Origin of the sequence: Pseudomonas sp. LPH60 (genome assembly GCF_030718165.1) — a bacterium.
GTDB lineage: Bacteria > Pseudomonadota > Gammaproteobacteria > Pseudomonadales > Pseudomonadaceae > Aquipseudomonas > Aquipseudomonas danubii.
This window is the reverse complement of the sequence record NZ_JAVAJH010000003.1, coordinates 851,870-873,689: the sequence shown is the minus strand read 5'-3', so window position 1 is coordinate 873,689 and position 21,820 is coordinate 851,870. Positions and strand designations below refer to the sequence as shown.

At 60.5% G+C, this 21,820-nt stretch carries 19 protein-coding genes and 1 other RNA gene; 10 read left to right on the top strand and 10 right to left on the bottom strand.

What is annotated here, in order from left to right; all coding sequences use genetic code 11:
- Positions 1-30 precede the first annotated feature (30 nt).
- From ssrA to Q8O96_RS14410, 7 genes are all read right to left on the bottom strand, one after another.
- Positions 31-424: a transfer-messenger RNA gene (ssrA, locus tag Q8O96_RS14440) on the bottom strand.
- A gap of 86 nt (positions 425-510) precedes the next feature.
- Positions 511-798 (bottom strand): hypothetical protein, encoded by a 288-nt coding sequence (locus Q8O96_RS14435; RefSeq protein WP_102861064.1) that lies wholly within the window; start codon positions 796-798, stop codon positions 511-513.
- 211 nt (positions 799-1,009) lie between these two features.
- Positions 1,010-3,820 carry an FAD-binding and (Fe-S)-binding domain-containing protein gene (locus Q8O96_RS14430; protein WP_305948983.1) on the bottom strand — a complete coding sequence of 937 codons (2,811 nt, stop codon included), beginning with the start codon at positions 3,818-3,820 and terminating at the stop codon, positions 1,010-1,012.
- The gene (locus Q8O96_RS14425) at positions 3,817-4,488 is read right to left on the bottom strand and encodes a lactate utilization protein (protein WP_060837471.1); all 672 of its coding nucleotides are present in this window, start codon (positions 4,486-4,488) and stop codon (positions 3,817-3,819) included. The genes Q8O96_RS14430 and Q8O96_RS14425 overlap by 4 nt, the downstream gene beginning before the upstream one ends.
- Positions 4,488-5,942, bottom strand: a complete 1,455-nt coding sequence (locus Q8O96_RS14420; protein ID WP_102861067.1) for a LutB/LldF family L-lactate oxidation iron-sulfur protein — start codon at positions 5,940-5,942, stop codon at positions 4,488-4,490. The genes Q8O96_RS14425 and Q8O96_RS14420 overlap by 1 nt, the downstream gene beginning before the upstream one ends.
- Positions 5,939-6,763 carry a (Fe-S)-binding protein gene (locus Q8O96_RS14415; RefSeq protein ID WP_102861068.1) on the bottom strand — a complete coding sequence of 275 codons (825 nt, stop codon included), beginning with the start codon at positions 6,761-6,763 and terminating at the stop codon, positions 5,939-5,941. The genes Q8O96_RS14420 and Q8O96_RS14415 overlap by 4 nt, the downstream gene beginning before the upstream one ends.
- Positions 6,764-6,904: 141 nt before the next feature.
- On the bottom strand, positions 6,905-8,599 hold the full coding sequence (locus Q8O96_RS14410) for a lactate permease LctP family transporter (RefSeq protein ID WP_305948982.1): 1,695 nt from the start codon (positions 8,597-8,599) through the stop codon (positions 6,905-6,907).
- 261 nt (positions 8,600-8,860) lie between these two features.
- On the opposite strand from Q8O96_RS14410, the gene Q8O96_RS14405 reads away from it, so the two are divergent.
- Positions 8,861-9,628, top strand: a complete 768-nt coding sequence (locus Q8O96_RS14405; RefSeq protein WP_102861070.1) for a GntR family transcriptional regulator — start codon at positions 8,861-8,863, stop codon at positions 9,626-9,628.
- A gap of 81 nt (positions 9,629-9,709) precedes the next feature.
- Here Q8O96_RS14405 and smpB read toward each other — a convergent pair whose 3' ends face one another.
- Complete coding sequence (gene smpB, locus Q8O96_RS14400; RefSeq protein ID WP_047283878.1) at positions 9,710-10,192, bottom strand: SsrA-binding protein SmpB; 483 nt, start codon at positions 10,190-10,192, stop codon at positions 9,710-9,712.
- Between the two features lie 117 nt (positions 10,193-10,309).
- On the opposite strand from smpB, the gene Q8O96_RS14395 reads away from it, so the two are divergent.
- Genes Q8O96_RS14395 through Q8O96_RS14385 form a run of 3 tightly spaced genes read left to right on the top strand, consistent with a single transcriptional unit; the run spans position 10,310 to position 12,462 of the window.
- Positions 10,310-11,713 (top strand): sodium-dependent transporter, encoded by a 1,404-nt coding sequence (locus Q8O96_RS14395; protein WP_115581578.1) that lies wholly within the window; start codon positions 10,310-10,312, stop codon positions 11,711-11,713.
- A 7-nt stretch (positions 11,714-11,720) separates the two neighbouring features.
- Complete coding sequence (locus Q8O96_RS14390; RefSeq protein WP_016967218.1) at positions 11,721-12,155, top strand: type II toxin-antitoxin system RatA family toxin; 435 nt, start codon at positions 11,721-11,723, stop codon at positions 12,153-12,155.
- Positions 12,148-12,462 carry an RnfH family protein gene (locus tag Q8O96_RS14385; RefSeq protein ID WP_207167049.1) on the top strand — a complete coding sequence of 105 codons (315 nt, stop codon included), beginning with the start codon at positions 12,148-12,150 and terminating at the stop codon, positions 12,460-12,462. The genes Q8O96_RS14390 and Q8O96_RS14385 overlap by 8 nt, the downstream gene beginning before the upstream one ends.
- Before the next feature lie 59 nt (positions 12,463-12,521).
- Here the strand turns inward: Q8O96_RS14385 and Q8O96_RS14380 are convergent, their stop codons facing one another.
- Positions 12,522-13,049 (bottom strand): outer membrane protein assembly factor BamE, encoded by a 528-nt coding sequence (locus tag Q8O96_RS14380; protein ID WP_102861073.1) that lies wholly within the window; start codon positions 13,047-13,049, stop codon positions 12,522-12,524.
- Between the two features lie 98 nt (positions 13,050-13,147).
- On the opposite strand from Q8O96_RS14380, the gene fur reads away from it, so the two are divergent.
- Positions 13,148-13,552 (top strand): ferric iron uptake transcriptional regulator, encoded by a 405-nt coding sequence (gene fur / locus Q8O96_RS14375; protein WP_011059185.1) that lies wholly within the window; start codon positions 13,148-13,150, stop codon positions 13,550-13,552.
- A 94-nt stretch (positions 13,553-13,646) separates the two neighbouring features.
- Here the strand turns inward: fur and recN are convergent, their stop codons facing one another.
- A complete protein-coding gene (gene recN, locus Q8O96_RS14370) occupies positions 13,647-15,320 on the bottom strand; it encodes a DNA repair protein RecN (protein WP_102861074.1) in 1,674 nt (557 codons plus the stop codon).
- 249 nt (positions 15,321-15,569) lie between these two features.
- Between recN and grpE the strand changes: the two genes are divergently transcribed.
- The 5 genes from grpE to carA all read left to right on the top strand — a co-directional run bounded on the left by grpE (position 15,570) and on the right by carA (position 21,811).
- Positions 15,570-16,136, top strand: a complete 567-nt coding sequence (gene grpE, locus Q8O96_RS14365; protein ID WP_102861075.1) for a nucleotide exchange factor GrpE — start codon at positions 15,570-15,572, stop codon at positions 16,134-16,136.
- A 102-nt stretch (positions 16,137-16,238) separates the two neighbouring features.
- Entirely contained in the window at positions 16,239-18,155 is a 1,917-nt protein-coding gene (dnaK, locus tag Q8O96_RS14360; protein WP_102861076.1) for a molecular chaperone DnaK, read from the top strand.
- A gap of 321 nt (positions 18,156-18,476) precedes the next feature.
- Complete coding sequence (gene dnaJ / locus Q8O96_RS14355; RefSeq protein WP_102861077.1) at positions 18,477-19,601, top strand: molecular chaperone DnaJ; 1,125 nt, start codon at positions 18,477-18,479, stop codon at positions 19,599-19,601.
- A 10-nt stretch (positions 19,602-19,611) separates the two neighbouring features.
- Entirely contained in the window at positions 19,612-20,418 is an 807-nt protein-coding gene (gene dapB, locus Q8O96_RS14350) for a 4-hydroxy-tetrahydrodipicolinate reductase (protein ID WP_102861078.1), read from the top strand.
- Between the two features lie 256 nt (positions 20,419-20,674).
- Positions 20,675-21,811, top strand: coding sequence for a glutamine-hydrolyzing carbamoyl-phosphate synthase small subunit (gene carA, locus Q8O96_RS14345; RefSeq protein WP_102861079.1), 1,137 nt, complete (start codon positions 20,675-20,677; stop codon positions 21,809-21,811).
- The last annotated feature ends 9 nt before the right edge of the window (positions 21,812-21,820 follow it).

Sequence of the window (21,820 nt, the reverse complement as noted above, 5' to 3'; positions counted from 1 at the left end):
GCACAAGGCGGGCTTTGTTGGTGCTTCGTTTGGTGGAGCCGGGGGGATTTGAACCCCCGTCCGCCAGTACTCCGCTGTCGGTACTACATGCTTAGCCGTGTCTATTGAGTTAACCCTCAGCGACCCGACGGGCAGGGTGCTTTGGGCGAGTTGTGTAAGTTTTAGCCGCTTCGTCCACAACGTACTGCACGGCGATTCTGTTCTATATGACAATCATTTTGGGTTTACAGACATCCCCTGATGATTGCTGGACCCGAAGGTACCAGGGGGGAAGGGCTAAGGCTGCTTACGCAGCGAGAGCGTAATCCCCGTAGGTTTCGTCATTGGCAACTATAGGAAGTTGCAACAGTGGATTTACGAGTTCTGTTACCAACTCGGCATGCACCTAAAGTTTCGCAACCGGCGTCGAATCCTAAACGGCCCCGAACCTGTTGTGCATTACCAACAGGTGGGCGGATTCTACGCTAAGCGAGCGCAGAAGGCCAACCCGAAGGTTGGCCGATGTATCGCCTATTGACCGCCCTTGGTGTTGTTCTGCAATTGCTGGATCGCCTGGGTGGTCAGGGAGATGCAGTTCTTGGTGCCTTCCTCGGTGCCTTTGGCCTGTTCGGCGGTGGCTTGCTGGACCTTGGCGTCGATGTCGCTGCTCAGGTCCGAGCTCATGGCCTCGGTGCTGACCTTGGCATCCTTGATCTTTTGCAGGTTGATCTGGCACAGGTCCTCTTGCCCGGCGGCAAACACCGGGGAGGCCAGCATCGCGGCGGTGATGAACAGTCCAGCCAGTGCGGAACGCTTCATGGTTATCTCCTTGATCGCAGGGGCTCGGCGTTGCCGGTCAACAGGACGGGCGGCCGAGTGGGGCTAAGCCCTTTTTGTGCGGGCCTGGAAAATGGACTACAGCGGTGCGCCGGGGTTCTGTTTTTTTTGCGATGAACTGGAACAGTCGTTATCGCGTTTAAGCAGGTACAAAAAAGGGGCGAAGCCGCCCCTTGTTGTCCTGCCCCTGAAGTCAGACGGCTTTGGCCCGGGTGACCCGGTCCACCAGGTAGACCAGCCCGTGATAGTCGATCCCACCGTGCTGGCTGAGGCCGATTTCACAGGTGCGGCTGGTGGAGATGCCTTCGCTGCAGTACTGCACCGCGTCCTTGAGGCTGCGCAGGGAGTGGGCATTGAGCTCGGGGGTGGTGAAGCCCTTGTCGCCGGCGAAACCACAGCAGTGGATGCCTTCGGGGATCACCACATTGTTGCTGCAACGCCGGGCCAGTTCGATCAGCGCCTGGCTCTCGCCCAGGTGCTGGGTACTGCAGGTGACGTGCACCGCGATCGGTGCTTCTTGTGGGGTGAACTCCAGGCGTTCCAGCAAGTGGGTGCGGATGAAGCGCACCGGGTCGTAGAGGTCCAGGCGCACGTCCCCCAGGTCCTGCACCAGGCGCAGGGTGCAGGGGCTGGTGTCGCAGTAGATCGGGTCGAGGCCGCCCCGGCTGGCGTGGAGCAGGGCGCCGATCAGTTCCTGGCGCTTGTCCTCGGCCTGGGTGGCGTAGCCCTTGGAGGCGAAGGGCTGGCCGCAGCAGAGGTTGTCCAGGTTGTCCGGCAGCACCACTTGATAGCCGGCCTTTTCCAGCAGGCCGCGGGTTTTTTCGTAGAGCGACGATTGTTCCTTGTCGCCTGCTGCTGGCCCCATCACTCGGGACACGCAGGCCGCCAGGTACACCACTCGCGGGCGCGCGTCGCTGACGCTCGGGCTGAAGCGAATGGCCTTTTCCGGCTGGGGCATGGCGTTGTTCCACTGCGGCACCCGGCCTTTGGACAGGCGCGTCAGGCTCGCCGACAGCTTGCTCAGTCGCGGCGCGCCCAAGAGCATGCGCGCGCCGTTGGCCACGTGCAGGGTGAAGCGCGCGCCCTGCAAGGTGCTGGCGAAGTGCGAGCTGAGCCATTCGGCGGTGCCGCTGTGGGTGGCGTGCTCGCTGCGCAGTTTCTTCACCAGCTCGCCGGTGTTGATGCCCACCGGGCAGCGCTGGGCGCACAGGCCGGTGGCGGCGCAGGTGTCGATGCCCTGGTACTGATAGGCCGCCTCTAGCTCGGAGGTGTCGATGCCGGCGCGTTTGCGTGCCTGGATGTCGCGCCAGATGACGATGCGCTGGCGCGGGCTCAGGGTCAGGCCCTTGGATGGGCACACCGGCTCGCAGAAACCGCACTCGATGCACTTATCCACAATCTCGTCGGCCGCCGGCAGCGGCTTGAGATGCTTCAGGTGGATCTGCGGGTCTTCGCTGAGCACCACGTCCGGGTTGAGGATGGCGTTGGGGTCCAGCAGGCGCTTGAGCTGCCACATAAGCTGGTAGGCATCGCTGCCCCATTCCAGCTCGACGAAGGGCGCCATGTTGCGCCCGGTGCCGTGTTCAGCCTTCAGCGAACCGCCGAATTCCACCGCCACCAGTTGCGCCACATCGTCCATGAACGCCTGGTAGCGGTTCACTTCCTCGCTGCTGTTGAAGCCCTGGGTGAAGACGAAGTGCAGGTTGCCCTCCAGGGCATGGCCGAACAGGATCGCTTCGTCGTAGTGGTGCTTGTCGAACAGCTCGATCAGGCGGTTGACGCCGATGGCCAGCTGCTCCACGGGGAAGGTCACGTCCTCGATGATCACCGTGGTGCCGGTCTTGCGCACCGCGCCCACCGCCGGGAAGGTGTCCTTGCGGATCGCCCAGAGCTTGGCGTTTTCCTGCGGGTCTTCGGTGAAGTCCACCTGTTTTTCCACCGGGAAGGCGGCCAGGGAATTCATGATCTGCGCCAGTTGCTCGTGCAGTAGCGACGAGGACGCGGCGCGGGACTCGATCAGCAGCGCGCAGGCGTTGGCCGAGAGTTGCTGGACGAACGCCGGCATACCGGGCTTGTCCTGCACCGAGCGCAGGCTGCGGCGGTCCAGCAGCTCCACTGCCGACACTGGTTGGCTCTTGAGCACGGTCACCGCGTTGCAGCAGGTTTCCACGTCGGGAAAGACGATCAGCGCCGAGGCCTTGTTCGGGTGGTCGATCACCGTGTCGTAGGTCACCGCGCTGATAAAGCCCAGGGTGCCTTCGGACCCCACCAGCAGGTGGCTGAGGATGTCCAGCGGGTCGTCGAAATCCACCAGGGCATTGAGGGACAGGCCAGTGGTGTTTTTCAGCCGGTACTTGTGGCGGATCTTCGCTGCCAGCTCGCTGTTGGCGCGGGTGCTGCGGCCCAGTTCGGCCAGGCGCTCCAGCAACGGACCATGGCTGGCGCGGAAGGCGCTAACGCTGGCCTCATCCTCGGTGTCCAGGCGCGTGCCATCGGCCAGCACCAGACGGATGCCGGCCAGGGTGTGGTAGGTGTTCTGCGCGGTGCCGCAGCACATGCCGCTGGCGTTGTTGGCGACGATGCCGCCGATCTTGCAGGCGTTGATCGAGGCCGGGTCGGGGCCGATCTTGCGCCCGAACGGCGCCAGCCAGGCGTTGGCCTGGGCGCCGATCACCCCGGGCTGCAGACGAATCTGCGTACCCTGATGGCGAATCTCCTTGCCGTTCCAGTTATCCCCCAGAACGATCAGCACCGAGTCGCTGATGGCCTGCCCGGACAGGCTGGTGCCGGCGGCGCGGAAGGTCACCGGCACCCGGTCGCGCTGGGCCAGCTGGAGCAGCGCGACCACTTCATCTTCGGACTCGACGCGGACCACCAGCTTGGGGATCAGCCGGTAGAAGCTGGCGTCGGTGCCAAAGGCCAGGGTCGAGAGCGGGTCGTCGAAACGCCGCTCCTGGGGAATCAGTTGCTGGGCATCACGCAGAAAAGCGGCCGGTAGGCTCATTGGTCCTCCAGGATCAGCACCACCAGGTCTTTCGGGCCGTGGGCGCCGTAAGCCAGGACTTGTTCGATATCAGCGGTCTTCGATGGGCCGGACACCAGCAGCGCGTTGGTCGGCATGCCGGCAGCCCAGTTCATCTGTTGCTGCACCTGATAGAAGTTGTCGCGGATTTCGCTGGCCTTGAGCAGGGCGAAATGCACCGGCGGCACCAGGCTCATCAGCCGCGGTTCTTCCCGGGTCGGCCAAAGGATCAGGCTGCCGGTGGCGGCGATGGCACCCAGGGTGCCGGTGAGGCTGGCCGGGGTGTCGTTGAACAGCTCGGCTTTCCACTCTTCCACCGGGCGGTCGTAGGCCTTGAGCGCCGGCAGGTGCGGGTGCTCGGCCCAGTGCTGGGTGACCCGCTGGCCGTGGGGCGTGCTCGGGGCGATCAGCAGGCTGGGCAACTGGCGCTCCTGCAGCAGCTTTGCCAGCAGCTCCGGCCAGCCGGCGGCGGTGCTCAGGTGGATCTCGGTGTGCACCGCTTCCATCTGTTTGCGCAGCTGTGGAATGCGTTGCTCCGCCGTGTAGCTGTAAGGCTCGGTGACCAGCGCCTCGTCGAAGTTATCCACAATCGGCGTGGTGCCGGTCAGGCTGTTGCGCAGCTTGGCGAGGATGTTGTGTTTCGCGCTCATCAGCGGTCTCCCTGCTTGTCCAGGTGCTCACGGGCCAGGTCATGCAGCGACCGGGCGGCGGGTTTTGGCGCGCTGTGGTTCTGCGTCCAGGGGCCGACCTTGCTCGGGGTGAGGGCGCGCAGGCGGGTGGCGGCCAGGGTGAACAGGCGATACAGGGTCGGCGAGCTGTTGAGGCGGGCCCAGGCGTTCCAGATGAAGCGCTCCTTGCGCGAGTACTTGCTGCCCTGACCGCGCATCACTTGATGCGGGCTGTCCGGAGCCTTGACGTTCTCTTCCCGCAGGCGTCGCAGCAGTGCCGGGATCGGGATCTTCACCGGGCACACTTCGCCACAGGCGCCGCACAGCGAGGAGGCGCTGGGGTGATCCGGCACCTTGGCCAGGCCGACCATGTGCGGGGTGATGATCTTGCCGATCGGCCCCGGGTAGACCTCGCCGTAGGTGTGGCCGCCGACCCGGGTGTAGACCGGGCAGTGGTTCATGCAGGCGCCGCAGCGGATGCAGTTCAGGGTCTGGCGCAGTTCGCTGTCGGCAAAGGCCTGGCTGCGGCCGTTGTCCAGCAGCACCAGGTGCACTTCCTGAGGGCCGTCCAGCTCATGCTCCTTGCGCGGGCCGGAGATCATGTTGACGTAGGTGGTGATGGGCTGGCCGAGGGCCGAGCGGGTCAGCAGTGAAAGCAGCGGCACCACATCGCGCAGGTTCTCGACGACTTTCTCGATCCCGGTGACGGCAATGTGCACTGGCGGCACGGTGGTGGACATGCGCCCGTTGCCTTCGTTTTCCACCAGCAGCAGGGTGCCGGTCTCGGCCACGGCGAAGTTGACGCCGGAGACGCCGATATCGGCTTCGAAGAATTTCTGCCGCAAGACCTTGCGACCGATCTGAATGAGTTGGTCAACGTCCTTGGTGTACTCCACGCCGAGTTTGTCGTGGAACAAGGACGCGACCTGACCGGCATTCTTGTGGATCGCCGGCATAATGATGTGTGAAGGCTTCTCGTGGTCGAGCTGGACGATGAACTCGCCCATGTCCGACTCAAGGCATTCAATGCCTTGTTCAGCGAGGACATGGTTCATTTCCATCTCTTCGCTGACCATCGATTTGCCCTTGATCACTTGCCGCGCCTCGTGAGCACGGATGATCGAGAGGACGATGCCATTGGCTTCGTCCACCGTTTCCGCCCAGTGCACTGTCACACCGTTGCGGGTCAGGTTCTGTTCCAGGCGCTCGAGCAGGTCGGGCAGCTTGGATAACGCCCGGGCGCGAATCGCGTTGCCCAGGGCGCGCAGGTGTTCTCTTTCGTGGGCATCGCTGAACGAGGCCGCACGCTTGGCCATGAGTGAATCCATGGCACTGCGAAAGTTGTTTCGCAGTTGTTTATCACCCAGGGCTTGGTGGGCCCGGGTTCGGAAATCGTCCGCCACGTTGGTGGTCGGAATCAGCTCGGGGGTGCTCATTGCGCACCTCCGGTACGTTGCCAGAGGAAGCTCGCCAGGTGCTGGCCGCGCAAGGCCTCTTGCTGTTTCTCCAGCGCGCCGTTGATGTTCATCAAGCAGCCGCAGTCGGCACTCAGTACCTGATGCGCGCCGGATTCCTTCAGCGCGCGGGTCTTGTCCGCGACCATGGCGCCGGAGATGTCCGGCATTCGGACGCTGAAAGTCCCGCCAAAGCCACAGCATTCGCTTTCGTGGCTGTGTTCTACCCGTTCCACATTGCTCAGCTGTGACAGCAACTCACGGCCGTGCAGGTGGGTGTTCATTTCCCGACGGGCCGAGCAGGAGGTGTGCAGGGCCACCTTGACCGGCGCGCCGCTGTCCTTGAGCTGCACCTTGCACACGTGCAGGAGGAACTCGGCCAGTTCATAGGTGCGGGCTGCCAGGGCCTGCACTTGTTTCAACGTCTCGGGCTCGTCTTTGAACAAGTCCGCGTAATGCTCGCGCAGCATGCCCGCGCAGGAGCCCGAGGGCACCACCACCGGATAGTCACCGGCAAACAGCGCCAGTTGCGAGCGGGCCACGGTGCGCGCCTGCTCGGTGTAACCCGAGGTATAGGCCGGTTGTCCGCAGCAGCTTTGCCCTTGTGGGTAGTCCACGCGAATGCCTTCGCGTTCCAGCAGGTGAATCGCATCCATCCCGGCTTCGGGATAGAACAGGTCGACCACGCAGGTGCCGAACAGGTAGACCCGCGCAGGTTTCGCGCTGGGGTACTGCCGAGGTGCGGCCAGCGGCGGTGCGACGCGGGTCGCATTGGGCACGGCGTTGTAGAAAAGCTCGCTCATCAGGCGTGTCTCCGGGTGGTCCCGGTTATTCGTCCGTTGCGGCGGCTGAAAGATAAACCAGCAAGCTTTCAGCAGCCTTGCAGACCGGGTGGTGAATGCGGACGCCGCGGGTGAATGCGGCGTCGGTTCTTTCGGTGTTGCTTAGTGCACCAGCATGCCGGTGAACCAGTAGGCCTGGGCCAGGGTGATCAGGCCGACAATAGTGGCAAAGAACAGGCTGTGCTTGAGGGTGAAGCGGAATAGATCCGACTCCTTGCCCACCAGGCCGGTGGCGGCGCAGGCCACGGCGATCGATTGCGGCGAGATCATCTTGCCGGTCACGCCGCCGCTGGTATTGGCCGCCACCAGCAGGGTGTCATTGACTCCGATCTGGTGCGCGGTGGTGGCCTGCAGCGAACTGAACAGGGCGTTGGACGAGGTATCGGAACCGGTGAGGAACACCCCGAGCCAGCCGAGGAACGGCGAGAAAAACGGGAACGCCGCGCCGGTGCCCGCCAGGACCAGGGCCATGGTCGAAGACATGCCCGAGTAGTTGGTGACGAAGGCGAACGCCAGCACCATGCCGATGGACAGGATCGGCCAGCGCAGCTCGTAGAAGGTCTCTTTTAAAGTGGTCAGACCAGTTTTAACGTTGATCTTCAGCACCAGCATGGAGACCAGCGCGGAGAAGAAAATCGCCGTGCCGGTGGCGGAGATCGGGTCGAGCTTGAACACCGCCGGGATGGCGGTGGGGGTGGTCACGATCGGCGCCATCTTGATCACCAGCTGATCCAGATGCGGGATGGCGAAGTTGAACACCCAGCCGTACATCGAGCCGCCGGCGGCGAACATCGCCTTGAAGGGCTTGAGGGTCCAGATGGTCACCAGCACGGTGAGGATCAGGAACGGCGACCAGGCCTTGAAAATCTGCCCCAGGCTGTAGGGTGAAGCGACGGTGTTGCGTGGCTGACCGAAGCCGCCGACGCTGGCGATGACGGCCTCGCTGGAGGTGGCGCCGGCGATCTGCGCACCGGCGGTGCGCTTGGGCTGCCAGATTTTCAGGAACAGGGTCAGGGAGATCAGGCTGGCCAGGGCCGAGGTGATGTCCGGCAGTTCCGGGCCGATGAAGTTCGAGGTGAAGTACTGAGTGATGGCAAAGCTCAGACCGGCTACCAGCGCGGCGGGCCAGGTCTCTTTGACGCCGCGCATACCGTCCATCATGAACACCAGCCAGAACGGCACGAACAGCGACAGCAGTGGCAGTTGGCGGCCGGTCATGGCGCCGATCTTGAAGGCGTCGATGCCGGTCACCTGGCCGGCGACGATGATCGGAATCCCCAGGGCGCCGAAGGCCACGGGCGCGGTGTTGGCGATCAGGCACAGGCCGGCGGCGTACAGTGGGTTGAAGCCCAGGCCCACCAGCAGGGCGGCGGTGATCGCCACCGGTGCGCCAAAACCTGCCGCACCTTCGAGGAAGGCGCCGAAGCAGAAGCCGATCAGCAGCACCTGCAGGCGCTGGTCGTCGGTGATCGACAGTACCGAGCTGCGGATGATTTCAAACTGGCCGCTTTTCACCGTCAGTTTGTAGAGGAACACGGCGGCGACGATGATCCAGGCGATGGGCCACAGACCGTAGGCAAATCCATAGCCAGCGGCAGCGAAGGCCATGTCGGCGGGCATCTTGAAGGCGAAGATCGCCACCAGGATCGACAAGGCCAGGGTGATACTCCCGGCGACGTGTCCTTTGAGACGGAACACGGCCAGAGCCAGGAAGAAGAACACGATCGGGATAACGGCGGCGAGGGCGGACAGGCCGAGGCTGCCAAGCGGGCTATAGAGCTGTTGCCAGGTTTGCATAATGGGGTGGCCCCTAATTGTTGTTGGTCAGGCACTGCTAGCGTCTTGGTTAATTGGTAAGACCAATTTACAATCGCTGTTGGCTAGGGTAAAAGCGTTGTGCGCGGTGTGTCAATTTGCCGCCCTAAAACTTTTGTCGAATGCGCTATGGCGCGGCCATCTGATGGGTACAAATGGCTGCGTTCTGCCAGGTGTTGGCGCGCCGTGAATAGGCCAGAATAGAGCCCCCCGGCGATGGGTCGGGAGGGTGGAGAGTGAGTCATGGGGTTTGATCAGATACGCCAGCGCCGTTTGTCCGACGATATTGTCGAGCGTCTGGAAGGGATGATTCTTGAAGGCACCTTGAAGGCTGGCGAGCGGCTGCCGGCCGAGCGTGCCTTGGCCGAGCAGTTCGGTGTCTCCCGTCCCTCACTGCGCGAGGCGATCCAGAAGCTGACGGCCAAGGGCTTGTTGATCAGCCGTCAGGGCGGCGGCAACTACGTGGTGGAATCCCTGGGCTCGACCTTCAGCGATCCTTTGCTGCACCTGTTGGAAAACAACACGGATGCCCAGCGCGATCTGCTGGAGTTCCGCCATACCCTGGAGGCGTCTTGCGCTTATTACGCGGCGTTGCGCGCGACGGCGGTGGATCGTGAGCGGCTGACTCAAGCTTTCGAGGAGCTGCAGGATTGTTATTCCCGCTCCGACGATGTCAGTCGTATCGAGGAGGGGGCGGCGGATGCCAAGTTCCACCTGGCGATTGCCGAGGCCAGCCATAACGCGGTGTTGCTGCACACCATTCGCGGCCTGTTCGACCTGCTCAAGCGCAACGTGGTGACCAACATCGGCGGCATGTACAAGCAGCGCACGGAAACTCGCGACATGCTTATCAGTCAGCACCGCGATCTGTACTTGGCGATTATTGAAGGGCGTGCGGAAGAGGCTCGGGAAGTTTCCAGTCGGCACATTCTTTATGTGCAAGAGGTGCTTGAGGAAGTGCGTCAGGAAGTGCAGCGAGTAGCCCGGGCCGAACGGCGCAAGGGCATGTAATGCAAATCGCCGGCAAGCCGGCTCCTACCTGGGTGTTGTAGGAGCCGGCTTGCCGGCGAAAGCGACCTCAAGGCAGGAAGATCAGTCTTCCTTGCCCTTGGTCCGCACCGCACGCTGCAGCTCGCGATCGGAATCGCGCTCGCGTTCGGTGTGACGCTTGTCGTATTCCTTCTTGCCCTTGCCCAGTGCGATTTCACACTTGACCAGGTGCTTGCTCCAGTAGAGCGAAAGGCACACACAGGCGTAACCCTTCTGCTGCACGGCGGCGAACAGCTTTTCCAGCTCGCGCTGGTTGAGCAGCAGCTTGCGCGAGCGCGTCGGGTCGGCAATGACGTGGGTACTTGCAGTGGTCAGCGGGGTGAAATGGCTGCCGAACAGCCAGGCCTCGCCATCCTTGAGCAGCACGTAACTGTCCACCAGTTGCGCCTTGCCCGCCCGCAGACTCTTTACTTCCCAGCCGGCCAGGACCAGTCCAGCCTCGAACCGATGTTCGATGAAGTAATCGTGACGCGCCTTTTTATTTTGCGCGATGGTCCCTGTTGGGTGTTTCTTCTGTTTAGCCATAGGGGCGGCATTATAGGGAGTTGCGCGCGCGTCGGCTACGGTGACGCAGCGTGCTTGAGCAGGTTGATTGAATCCCGGACAATGCGGCCTCTTTTTTTTCGGTTGGGCGCGTTAACGATGTCGACAGACAGGGTCTCTGTCCACGGCGGCTGGGCAAGCCGCTGGGTCTTTATACTCGCTGCAACTGGTTCGGCCGTGGGCCTGGGGAGCATCTGGAAATTCCCCTACATGGTCGGTGTCTATGGTGGTGGTGCTTTTGTCCTGGTGTTTCTGGCGTGTATTGCGCTGATCGGCTTGCCGGTGATGCTGGCGGAAACCTTGATTGGCCGTCGGGCACGGCAGAGTCCGGCCAATGCCCTGAAGGTGCTGGCTCTGGAGGCGGGGCATTCGGCTAAGTGGTCCTGGGGCGCCTTTGCCGGAATGATCACGGCGCTGCTGATTCTTTCCTTCTATAGCGTGGTGGGTGGTTGGTCCCTGGACTACATCATCGATATGGGGCGCGGCGATTTTCAGGGTGTCACGGCGGATCAGGTCAGTGTGTACTTCTCCGCGGTGACGGCCGACCCGTGGCGACTGACGCTTTGGCACACGCTGTTCATGCTGCTGTCGGCATTGGTGATTGCCAAGGGAGTGGTCGCTGGGCTTGAACGCAGTTTGCGGATCATGATGCCGCTGCTGTTCGTGATGCTGTTGGTGCTGCTGGGCTACAGCATGACCACCGGGCATTTCATGCAGGGCCTGCATTTCATGTTCGACTTCAGCCTGGACCGCTTGTTGGACGGGCTGCTGCCGGCCATGGGGCATGCGTTCTTTTCCCTCAGCGTGGGGGTTGGTTCGATCATGATCTACGGTGCCTACATGCCCAAGCATTCGTCCCTGGCTGGCACCGTGGTCGGTGTGGCGCTGCTGGATACCTTCGTTTCGCTGGTGGCGGGGATGGCCCTGTTCCCCATCGTATTCGCTGCCGGGCTGAATCCCAGCGAGGGGCCGGGCCTGATGTTCATCAGCCTGCCGTTTGCCTTCGGCAATGTGGCGTTCGGCCAGCTTATGGGCGTAGTGTTCTTTATCCTGGTGGCGATTGCTGCCTGGAGTTCGGCGATTTCCTTGTTGGAACCGATGGTGGCTTATCTCGTCGAGAGGACTAAAATCCGCCGCGGCTGGGTGACATTCTGGCTGGCGTTCAGTTGCTGGTTCGTGGGATTGGGAACGGTGTTCTCTTTCAACATCTGGCAGCAGGCCAAATTCTTCGTGAACGAAGGCGGTGTTTTTCATCTCTATCGATGGGGCGCGGCCGGCGGTCTGGATTTCTTTGGCGTAATCGACTTTTTCACCTCGCGGATCATGTTGCCTCTTGGCGGTTTGTGCTTCGTGGTGTTTGCAGGTTGGGTGATGGGCCGTGAGGCTGTTCGTGATGAGTTGTCGTTGCGTAGTCCGTTGTTGTTCACCCTGGCCTTGTTTTTGATGCGCTATGTGGCGCCCGTCGGCATTCTTGTGGTGTTTGCCGCCCAGTTGTGGAAATGAAGCTCACATGACGACCCATATTCAACGTTCGGCCCTTTTGCCCTATCCGGCGCAGTTTCTGTATGACCTGGTTAATGATGTGGCCCGTTACCCGGAGTTTCTGCCCTGGTGCTCTTCGGCCGAGGTGCTGGAAAATAGCGAGGAACGGATGCGTGCCAGTCTGGCGGTGGCCAAGGGCGGCATGAGCCAGCGTTTTGTGACTTGCAATACCCTGGTGCCGGGACAGTCGATCGAGATGAACCTGGAAGAGGGGCCGTTCAACCAACTGCATGGGTTATGGGTGTTCAAGCCGTTGGGGGAGAAGGCCTGCAAGATCAGCCTCGATCTGTCGTTTGACTACGCCGGGCCGTTGGTGCGTGCCACCCTGGGGCCTCTGTTCAATCAGGCGGCCAATACTCTGGTGGATGCATTCTGCCAGCGGGCCAAGCAACTGCATGGTTGAGCCTCTGATTGTCATCGAGGTGGTTCATGCTGCCGTCGACCGCCAGGTGCTGCTGAGTGTGCAAGTGCCCCAGGGTTCGACCCTGCTTGCAGCGTTGGAGGCTTCTTCTGTAAAGGAGCATTTTGCGGGGCTGGATCTGGCGGCGTGTCCGGTGGGAATCTTCGGAAAGCAGGTATCCGATCCTGGGCAATATGTAGTTCAGGCCGGAGATCGAATTGAAATCTATCGTCCGCTGTTGGCCGATCCGAAAGAGGTGCGGCGTCTGCGTGCCGCCAAGGCGGCCGAGGCTCGTAAGCGTGAGCAGTGATCGTTAGCGACAGCCAATAAAAAGCCCGGGCATGCCCGGGCTTTTTTATTCGCCACAAATTATTGCGGAGAAGTGTCCAGTGGTTCAGGAGTAGGCACTGGTACGGTTTCGACGCCATCCACATCCTTCTGGATCTGGTCCAGCAGCGAACCCGGTTTGACCGGTTTCTCGGCTTTTGGCTTCTCGGCGTTCTCGGCAGGGGCGGTAACGGTGTTGCCGCTCTCCTTGCCCAACAGGGCTTCGTCGCGGCTTACGCCTGGCATGAAGTCGCCGGCCAAGCTAACCAGTTGGTCGTTGCCGTTGAAGATCAGGCTGACGCGTTCCTGTTGGCGTTCACCACCACCAGGTTGCAGGCTGTAGAGATAATCCCAGCGATCGGCATGGAACGTGTCGGTCAACAGAGGGTTGCCCATGATAAACCTTACTTGCCGTCGGGTCATTCCAGGGCGCAACTGGTCTATCATGTCCTGCGTCACGACATTGCCCTGCTGGATGTCGATTTTGTAAACCCCGGGGAATGAACAACCGGCGAGTGCGAGCAGTCCCACGAAGGTGAAACTGGTTAGCAAGAGCTTGGTGTTTTGCATCGGTGGGCGACTTCCACTATCTTGGCTGGGACAACGTAAACCCCGATCATACCCGCATTAAGAGAAGCTGCGAAGCAGCATCGGCGAGAAAGCTGACCATGGTTGAAAATAGCGAACTACGTAAAGCCGGCCTTAAAGTGACTCTGCCACGGGTCAAAATTCTACAAATGCTCGACTCCACCGAGCAGCGGCACATGAGCGCTGAAGATGTCTACAAGGCGCTGATGGAAGCTGGTGAGGATGTGGGTCTGGCCACGGTTTACCGTGTACTGACTCAATTCGAAGCAGCCGGACTGGTGGTGCGCCATAATTTTGATGGCGGTCACGCTGTATTCGAGCTGGCGGATGGCGGTCACCACGACCATATGGTCAACGTGGAGTCTGGCGAAGTGATCGAGTTCTTCGACGAAGAAATCGAAAAGCTTCAGAAGGCGATTGTCGAAAAGCACGGTTTCGAGTTGGTGGATCACAATCTTGTGCTGTATGTGCGCAAGAAGAAGTAAGCCTCTCACGCGACTGGCATAGTCGTGAAACGATCGAAGGCGACCTCAGGGTCGCCTTCGTGCTTTGTGCCTATATAAAAGAAGCGCTACAACCTCAGGCCTTGGTGGTTACTACCATTTTCTTGGCGTGGGCCAGGGACTCCTTGGTCAAATCGATACCGCCCAGCATGCGGGCAATTTCCTCGATTCTTTCGTTCTTGCCCAGTTTGGAAACGGCGGTATGGGTCGCGTTGTTGCCACGGACCTTGTGCACGAACAGATGTTGATGCCCCTGGGCGGCAACTTGTGGCAGGTGAGTAACCGTCAGCACCTGGCCGCGCTCGCCGAGACGCCGCAGCAATTGGCCGACGATCTCGGCAGTCGGGCCGCCGATCCCTACGTCGACTTCGTCGAACACCAGGGTAGGCACTCGTGAGGTTTGTGCCGTGATGACCTGGATCGCCAGGCTGATGCGTGACAACTCGCCACCCGAGGCGACCTTGGCCAGTGCCTTGAGCGGTTGTCCCGGGTTGGCGCTGACCAGGAGTTCGACCTGCTCCAGGCCGTTGGGCAGCAGCTCATCGCTGGTGTTGGCTCGCAGCTCGATCGTGAAGCGTCCGCCGGGCATGCCCAGGCGCTGAATTTCAAGTTCTACCGCGCTGGCCAGTCCGGTGGCCGCCTGCTCCCGCAAGCGACTCAGTTCTTGGGCTTTCTCCTGATAGTGGCGGGCGAAGGACTGCAGCTCTTCGCCGAGGCGCTCGATGCTCTCGTCGTTGGCGTCCAGGGTTTCGATTTCATCCAGCAGGGTTTGCTGCATGGCCGCCAGTTCGAAGGGCTGGATGCGATGCTTGCGTGCCAGGGTATAGATGGAGTCCAGGCGTTCCTCCAGCTGTTGCAGGCGTGCCGGGTCGGCATCGAAGTGATCGAGGAAGCGATTCAATTCGCCCACGGCTTCTTCCACCTGGATCTGGGCGCTGGCCAGCAGGTTGGTGGCCTCGCCTAATGCTCCTGTCGAGTTGCCGATGCTGGACAGGCGGTTGAGGCTGACGGTCAAGGCGTTGAGGACATTGCCGGAGTCGCTTTCGCTGCACTGTTCGACCACCTGGCGGCAGATGCCCAGCAGGGTTTCGGCGTTGGTCAGGTTCTTGTGTTCCTGCTCCAACTCTTCGAGTTCGTTTTCTCCCAGGCCGAGATTCTCCAGCTCTTCAAGCTGATAGCTCAGCAGTTGATGGCGGGCGCGCTGCTCATCGCCGGAATTGGACAGGCGCTCCAGCTCCTGGCGGGTCTGGCGCCAGCGTTGGGCTGCCAGTTGTACCTGGCGGGCAAGATCGGTAGCGCCGGCATATTCATCCAGCAGGCGTCGATGGGTATCGGTCTTGAGCAGTGACTGGTGCTCGTGCTGGCTGTGGATGTCGATCAGCAGTTCGCCCAGGGCCTTGAGGTCTCCGAGCGGGCAGGGCGTACCGTTGATATAGCCGCGGGAGCGTCCTTCGGCGGTGATCACCCGGCGTAGTATGCACGGCCCGTCGTTATCCAGATCGCGCTCGGCCAGCCAGCTGTGGGCCTCGGGAATGTCCGACAGGTCGAAGGTGGCAAGGATGTCGGCCTTGTCGGCGCCGGGTCGTACCACGCCACTGTCGGCGCGATCGCCCAGGGTCAGGCCGAGAGCGTCGAGCATGATCGACTTGCCGGCGCCGGTTTCGCCGGTAATGACGCTCATTCCGCGATCCAGTTCCAGATCCAGGTGTTCGACGATGGCGTAATTGTGTACGGACAGGTGCACCAACATTAAGGCCGCTCCCAAACTAGATGTCTGGTTATTTATACAGTGTTTTGTTTCGGGCTGACAATGCTTTCCCTTAGCTCGATTTGCTTGGTCATTCTGGCTTTTTAGTGCCTCGGGAGTGTTCGCGTACAGGATTTATCCGGTCGGAACAACTTTTGCTGTGGCTGCGGGCTTGAAGCCTGAAAATGCGACCCCATATAGCTGTGCAGAAGAGTGAGCCTGGCTCACAGACGATATTGAAAGGAGAATTTCATGGCTGATGAACAGACGCTGGATACGCAAAATCTAGACGCCAATCAGGCCCCCGAGGCTTCGGGTGAAGACCTGGCGGCTCGTGTACAAGTGCTCGAAGAGCAACTGGCTGGTGCGCAGGATCAGGCTTTGCGTGTTGCAGCCGATCTGCAAAACGTCCGCCGCCGCGCCGAGCAGGATGTGGAAAAGGCTCACAAATTTGCTCTCGAGAAATTTGCCGGTGACCTGTTGCCGGTGATCGATAGCCTGGAGCGTGGCCTGGAGCTGTCCAATCCGGACGACGAAAGCATCCGCCCAATGCGTGAAGGTATCGAACTGACCTTGAAGATGTTCCACGACACCCTCAAGCGTTATCAGTTGGAAGCCATCGATCCTCACGGCGAACCATTCAACGCTGAACAGCATCAGGCCATGGCCATGCAGGAAAGCGCGGATGTAGAACCCAACAGTGTTCTCAAAGTGTTCCAGAAGGGTTATCAGCTCAATGGTCGCCTCCTGCGCCCGGCCATGGTCGTGGTCAGCAAGGCGCCTGCACCGGTTTCGCCTTCGATTGACGAAAAGGCTTGAAAACGGCTGTAGAGCCCCCATCTAACAGTCAAGCGTTTAAGTGCTACCGCAGTTTGCCACCACAACTGCGGCATCCAAATCTAAAGTTTCGGGAGAGTTAACATGGGCAAAATTATCGGTATTGACTTGGGGACCACCAACTCGTGCGTCTCCATTCTTGAAAACGGCAACGTAAAAGTTATCGAAAACGCTGAAGGCGCGCGTACCACGCCGTCGATCATCGCTTACGCCAACGATGGCGAGATTCTGGTAGGTCAGTCGGCCAAGCGTCAGGCTGTTACCAACCCGCACAACACCCTGTACGCAGTTAAGCGTCTGATCGGTCGTCGTTTCGACGAAGAAGTTGTGCAGAAAGACATTCAGATGGTCCCTTACAAGATCGTCAAGGCTGACAACAACGACGCCTGGGTTGAAGTGAACGGCCAGAAAATGGCTCCGCCACAGATTTCGGCTGAAATCCTTAAAAAGATGAAGAAGACCGCCGAAGACTACCTCGGCGAAGCAGTGACCGAAGCGGTCATTACTGTTCCGGCCTACTTCAACGACAGCCAGCGTCAGGCCACCAAGGACGCCGGTCGTATCGCTGGTCTGGACGTCAAGCGCATCATCAACGAACCAACCGCAGCCGCTCTGGCTTATGGCATGGACAAGGCCAAGGGCGATCACACCGTGATCGTTTATGACCTGGGTGGCGGTACGTTTGACGTTTCCGTGATCGAGATCGCTGAAGTCGACGGTGAGCATCAGTTCGAAGTACTGGCCACCAACGGTGACACCTTCCTGGGTGGTGAAGACTTCGACATCCGTCTGATCGACTACCTGGTTGATGAGTTCAAGAAAGAAAGCGGCATGAACCTCAAGGGTGACCCGCTGGCCATGCAGCGTCTGAAAGAAGCTGCCGAAAAAGCCAAGATCGAGCTGTCCTCGAGCCAGCAGACCGACGTCAACCTGCCGTACATCACAGCAGATGCCACTGGTCCTAAGCACCTGAACGTGAAGATCTCCCGCGCCAAGCTGGAATCTCTGGTTGAAGACCTGGTTCAGCGCACCATCGAGCCATGCCGCATCGCTCTGAAGGACGCCGGTATCGACGTTGGCGCGATCAACGACGTAATCCTGGTCGGCGGCCAGACTCGTATGCCGCTGGTACAGAAAGCCGTAACCGACTTCTTCGGTAAAGAAGCTCGTAAGGACGTCAACCCGGACGAAGCGGTTGCCATGGGTGCTGCGATCCAGGGTGCGGTTCTGGCCGGTGACGTGAAAGACGTACTGCTGCTGGACGTTAGCCCGCTGACCCTGGGTATCGAAACCATGGGTGGCGTGATGACCGCGCTGATCGAGAAAAACACCACGATTCCTACCAAGAAATCCCAGGTGTTCTCGACTGCCGACGACAACCAGGGCGCCGTGACCATTCACGTGCTGCAGGGCGAGCGTAAGCAAGCCGCGCAGAACAAGTCTCTAGGCAAGTTCGACCTGACCGACATTCCACCTGCTCCACGTGGCGTGCCGCAGATCGAAGTGACCTTCGACATCGACGCCAACGGCATCCTGCACGTAGGTGCGAAGGACAAGGCTACCGGTAAGACTCAGTCGATCGTGATCAAGGCCAACTCCGGCCTGTCGGATGAAGAAATCCAGCAGATGATCCGTGACGCTGAAGCCAACTCGGAAGAGGATCGCAAGTTCGAAGAGCTGGCCACTGCCCGTAACCAGGGTGACGCGCTGGTGCACTCGACTCGCAAGATGGTGGCTGACGCCGGCGACAAAGTGACTGCGGAAGAGAAGACCGCGATTGAAGCTGCCGTGGTTGCTCTGGAAGCCGCTGTCAAAGGTGACGACAAGGCTGCCATCGACGCCAAGGTCGAAGAGCTGTCGAAAGTCTCGGCCCCGGTTGCCCAGAAGATGTACGCCGAACAGGCTCAGCCTGCTGAGGGTGCAGCACCGCACGCTGAGTCTGCTGAAAAAGCCGACGACGTCGTCGATGCCGAGTTCGAAGAAGTAAAAGACCACAAGTAATGGCTTGTTGGTCGGCCGGTTGACTGCCTTTGGGCGGTGACTGGTAGGATGTCGCCGCGCGGGAGCTTGCTCCCGCGTTGGCGTGTCTGGAGTCAGCGAATTTTGATGGTGTGCAACTTCCGTTTGTGCACTGGCGGTCGGGTCGGAGAAGCTCCTGCTTTCCGGCTGCGATGACCGCAATGATCGACCTGCAACCGGGTCGTCTATCCAAGACCAGGATCGTTGAATTGACGTGAGTTGGGTCCGGGCCTGTATTGGGGCTCAGCGAGTTTGGCAGAGCTCAGGAGGGTTTGCCGGGCGTCCTTAAGAGTGCAAAGACTTATGGCAAAGCGTGACTATTACGAAGTATTGGGTGTGGAGCGTGGCTCCAGCGAAGCGGAGCTGAAAAAGGCTTACCGTCGCCTGGCGATGAAGCATCACCCGGATCGTAATCCCGGCGACAAAGCGTCGGAAGACATGTTCAAGGAGGCCAACGAGGCCTACGAAGTGCTGTCCGACTCCAGTAAGCGCGCAGCTTATGACCAGTATGGTCATGCCGGTGTCGATCCGAGCATGGGTGGTGGTGGCGCCGGTTTTGGCGGTCAGAACTTCTCCGATATCTTCGGTGATGTGTTCAGTGATTTCTTCGGTGGCGGTCGCGGCGGCTCTCGCGGTGGCGCGCAGCGCGGTAGCGATCTGCGTTACACCCTGGAACTGAATCTGGAAGAGGCGGTGCGGGGCACCACGGTTAACATCCGTGTGCCAACACTGGTCAATTGCAAGCCGTGCGATGGTTCGGGTGCCAAGAAGGGCTCGTCGCCTGTCACTTGCCCGACTTGCGGTGGTATTGGTCAGGTGCGCATGCAGCAGGGCTTCTTCTCGGTGCAGCAGACCTGCCCGCGTTGCCATGGTCAGGGCAAGATCATTTCCGATCCGTGCGATTCGTGCCACGGCGAAGGCCGCGTCGAAGAGTACAAGACGCTGTCGGTAAAAGTGCCGGCAGGTGTCGATACGGGTGACCGTATCCGTCTGTCCGGTGAGGGTGAGGCGGGGACCCAGGGTGGTCCGACTGGTGACTTGTATGTGGTGATCAATGTGCGCGAGCACTCGATCTTCCAGCGTGACGGCAAGCATCTGTTCTGCGAAGTGCCTATCAGCTTTGTTGATGCGGCCTTGGGCGGCGAGCTGGAGATTCCGACTCTGGATGGTCGGGTCAAGCTGAAGATTCCTGAGGGGACTCAGACCGGCAAGCAGTTCCGGATTCGCGGCAAGGGCGTTGCTCCGGTGCGTGGCGGCGGTGCTGGCGATCTGATGTGTCGGGTTGCGGTGGAAACGCCAGTGAACCTGAGTCGTCGTCAGCGCGAGCTGCTGGAAGAGTTGCGCGGTTCGCTGGATGGCGACAATTCGCACTCGCCGAAAACCACGGGTTGGTTTGAGGGCGTCAAACGCTTCTTCGGCGATCTGTAAGGAGTAATGCATGCGACGTATAGCAGTGATGGGCGCCGCGGGGCGCATGGGCAAGACTTTGGTCGAGGCTGTGCAGCTGCGCTCGCCGCTCTCTGGGTTGACGGCGGCGATCGTTCGTCCTGGCAGTTCGCTGGTGGGGGCGGATGCAGGTGAGCTGGCGTCCCTGGGGCGTCTTGGCGTGTCGATGTCCGATAGCCTGGAGAAGGTTGTCGATGAGTTTGATGTGCTGATCGATTTCACCTTGCCGGAAGTGATGCTCAAGAACCTGGCCTTCTGCCGTAAGGCGGGCAAGGCCATGGTGATTGGTACTACGGGTTTGGGCGCCAAGGAAAAGCAGTTGCTGGCTGAGGCGGGCAAGGAGATTCCCATCGTCTTCGCTGCCAACTTCAGTGTCGGGGTGAACCTTTCGCTGAAGCTGCTGGATATGGCGGCTCGGGTGCTGGGCGATGATGCGGACATCGAAATCATCGAGGCTCATCACCGTCACAAGATCGATGCGCCTTCGGGTACTGCTCTGCGCATGGGTGAGGTGATTGCCAATGCCTTGGGGCGCGACCTGCAACAGGTTGCGGTCTATGGTCGCGAGGGGCATACCGGTGCGCGTGAGCGCGAAACCATCGGTTTCGCCACTGTGCGTGGTGGTGATGTGGTGGGGGATCACACTGTGCTGTTTGCCACTGAGGGCGAGCGCCTGGAAATCACCCACAAGGCCTCCAGTCGCATGACCTTCGCCAAAGGTGCGGTACGTGCTGCCCTGTGGCTGGATGGTCGCGAGGCCGGTCTTTACGACATGCAGGATGTGCTGGATTTGCGTTGAGATGCATCTGAAGTGGGGTTGAGGCTGTCCTTCAGCCCCGCTTCACACCGCTAGGCGATGTTCTGTCGCATTCCTCTGCCTTTAAGGCTCATTAGCGGTGGACCGAAAAAGCCTTTTTCTGTAAGCTACAGCTTTAGTGTGTCCACTAAAAGCGCGCAGATAATTCGACGAAGAAGCGGGGTGACGTGTCTATACGTCATTCCGCTTTTTTGCAACCTGCGATCGCCCTTTCAGGCTCTATTTACGGGAGGTCTTCTTGACTAAGCCAGCCATACTCGCCCTTGCTGATGGCAGCATTTTTCGTGGCGAAGCCATTGGAGCCGACGGTCAAACCGTTGGTGAGGTGGTGTTCAACACCGCAATGACCGGCTATCAGGAAATCCTTACCGATCCTTCCTACGCCCAGCAAATCGTTACCCTGACCTATCCCCACATCGGCAACACCGGCACCACGCCGGAAGACGCCGAGTCCGACCGCGTCTGGTCGGCCGGCCTGGTTATTCGTGATCTGCCGCTGGTGGCCAGCAACTGGCGTAACACCCTGTCCCTGTCCGATTACCTGAAAGCCAACAACGTTGTGGCGATCGCCGGTATCGACACCCGTCGCCTGACCCGCATCCTGCGTGAAAAAGGTGCTCAGAACGGCTGCATCATGGCCGGCGACAACATCTCCGAAGAAGCGGCGATTGCAGCAGCGCGCGGCTTCCCGGGCCTGAAAGGCATGGACCTGGCGAAAGTCGTCAGCACCAAGCAAAGCTACGAATGGCGTTCGACTGTCTGGGATCTGAAAACCGACAGCCACGCCACCATCGAAGCCGCCGATCTGCCGTACCACGTGGTTGCCTATGACTTCGGGGTCAAGCTGAACATCCTGCGCATGCTGGTGGAGCGCGGCTGCCGCGTGACCGTTGTGCCTGCTCAGACCCCGGCGAGCGACGTCCTGGCCCTCAATCCAGATGGCGTGTTCCTGTCCAACGGTCCTGGCGACCCCGAGCCTTGCGACTACGCGATCAAGGCTATCAAGGAAATCCTCGAGACCGAGATTCCGGTGTTCGGCATTTGCCTGGGTCACCAATTGCTGGCCCTGGCTTCCGGTGCCAAGACCCTGAAAATGGGCCACGGCCACCACGGTGCCAACCACCCGGTCCAGGACCTGGACACCGGCGTGGTCATGATCACCAGCCAGAACCACGGTTTTGCGGTGGATGAAGCCACGCTGCCGGGCAACGTCCGGGCGATCCACAAGTCGCTGTTCGACGGCACCCTGCAGGGTATCGAACGTACCGACAAGAGCGCGTTCAGCTTCCAGGGCCACCCTGAAGCTAGCCCGGGCCCGAACGATGTGGCGCCGCTGTTCGACCGCTTCATCAACGAGATGGCCAAGCGACGCTAAGCGCTCGCC

Excerpts from the sequence above, each read along its gene's own strand:
- Q8O96_RS14395 (WP_115581578.1), top strand. The coding sequence starts at position 10,310 with ATGTCGACAGACAGGGTCTCTGTCCACGGCGGCTGGGCAAGCCGCTGG.
- dnaK (WP_102861076.1), top strand. The coding sequence starts at position 16,239 with ATGGGCAAAATTATCGGTATTGACTTGGGGACCACCAACTCGTGCGTC.
- dapB (WP_102861078.1), top strand. The coding sequence starts at position 19,612 with ATGCGACGTATAGCAGTGATGGGCGCCGCGGGGCGCATGGGCAAGACT.
- Q8O96_RS14380 (WP_102861073.1), bottom strand. The coding sequence starts at position 13,049 with ATGCAAAACACCAAGCTCTTGCTAACCAGTTTCACCTTCGTGGGACTG.
- Q8O96_RS14410 (WP_305948982.1), bottom strand. The coding sequence starts at position 8,599 with ATGCAAACCTGGCAACAGCTCTATAGCCCGCTTGGCAGCCTCGGCCTG.
- Q8O96_RS14430 (WP_305948983.1), bottom strand. The coding sequence starts at position 3,820 with ATGAGCCTACCGGCCGCTTTTCTGCGTGATGCCCAGCAACTGATTCCC.
- recN (WP_102861074.1), bottom strand. The coding sequence starts at position 15,320 with ATGTTGGTGCACCTGTCCGTACACAATTACGCCATCGTCGAACACCTG.
- Q8O96_RS14390 (WP_016967218.1), top strand. The coding sequence starts at position 11,721 with ATGACGACCCATATTCAACGTTCGGCCCTTTTGCCCTATCCGGCGCAG.
- Q8O96_RS14405 (WP_102861070.1), top strand. The coding sequence starts at position 8,861 with ATGGGGTTTGATCAGATACGCCAGCGCCGTTTGTCCGACGATATTGTC.
- grpE (WP_102861075.1), top strand. The coding sequence starts at position 15,570 with ATGGCTGATGAACAGACGCTGGATACGCAAAATCTAGACGCCAATCAG.
- dnaJ (WP_102861077.1), top strand. The coding sequence starts at position 18,477 with ATGGCAAAGCGTGACTATTACGAAGTATTGGGTGTGGAGCGTGGCTCC.
- Q8O96_RS14425 (WP_060837471.1), bottom strand. The coding sequence starts at position 4,488 with ATGAGCGCGAAACACAACATCCTCGCCAAGCTGCGCAACAGCCTGACC.
- Q8O96_RS14435 (WP_102861064.1), bottom strand. The coding sequence starts at position 798 with ATGAAGCGTTCCGCACTGGCTGGACTGTTCATCACCGCCGCGATGCTG.
- smpB (WP_047283878.1), bottom strand. The coding sequence starts at position 10,192 with ATGGCTAAACAGAAGAAACACCCAACAGGGACCATCGCGCAAAATAAA.
- Q8O96_RS14420 (WP_102861067.1), bottom strand. The coding sequence starts at position 5,942 with ATGAGCACCCCCGAGCTGATTCCGACCACCAACGTGGCGGACGATTTC.
- Q8O96_RS14415 (WP_102861068.1), bottom strand. The coding sequence starts at position 6,763 with ATGAGCGAGCTTTTCTACAACGCCGTGCCCAATGCGACCCGCGTCGCA.
- Q8O96_RS14385 (WP_207167049.1), top strand. The coding sequence starts at position 12,148 with ATGGTTGAGCCTCTGATTGTCATCGAGGTGGTTCATGCTGCCGTCGAC.
- fur (WP_011059185.1), top strand. The coding sequence starts at position 13,148 with ATGGTTGAAAATAGCGAACTACGTAAAGCCGGCCTTAAAGTGACTCTG.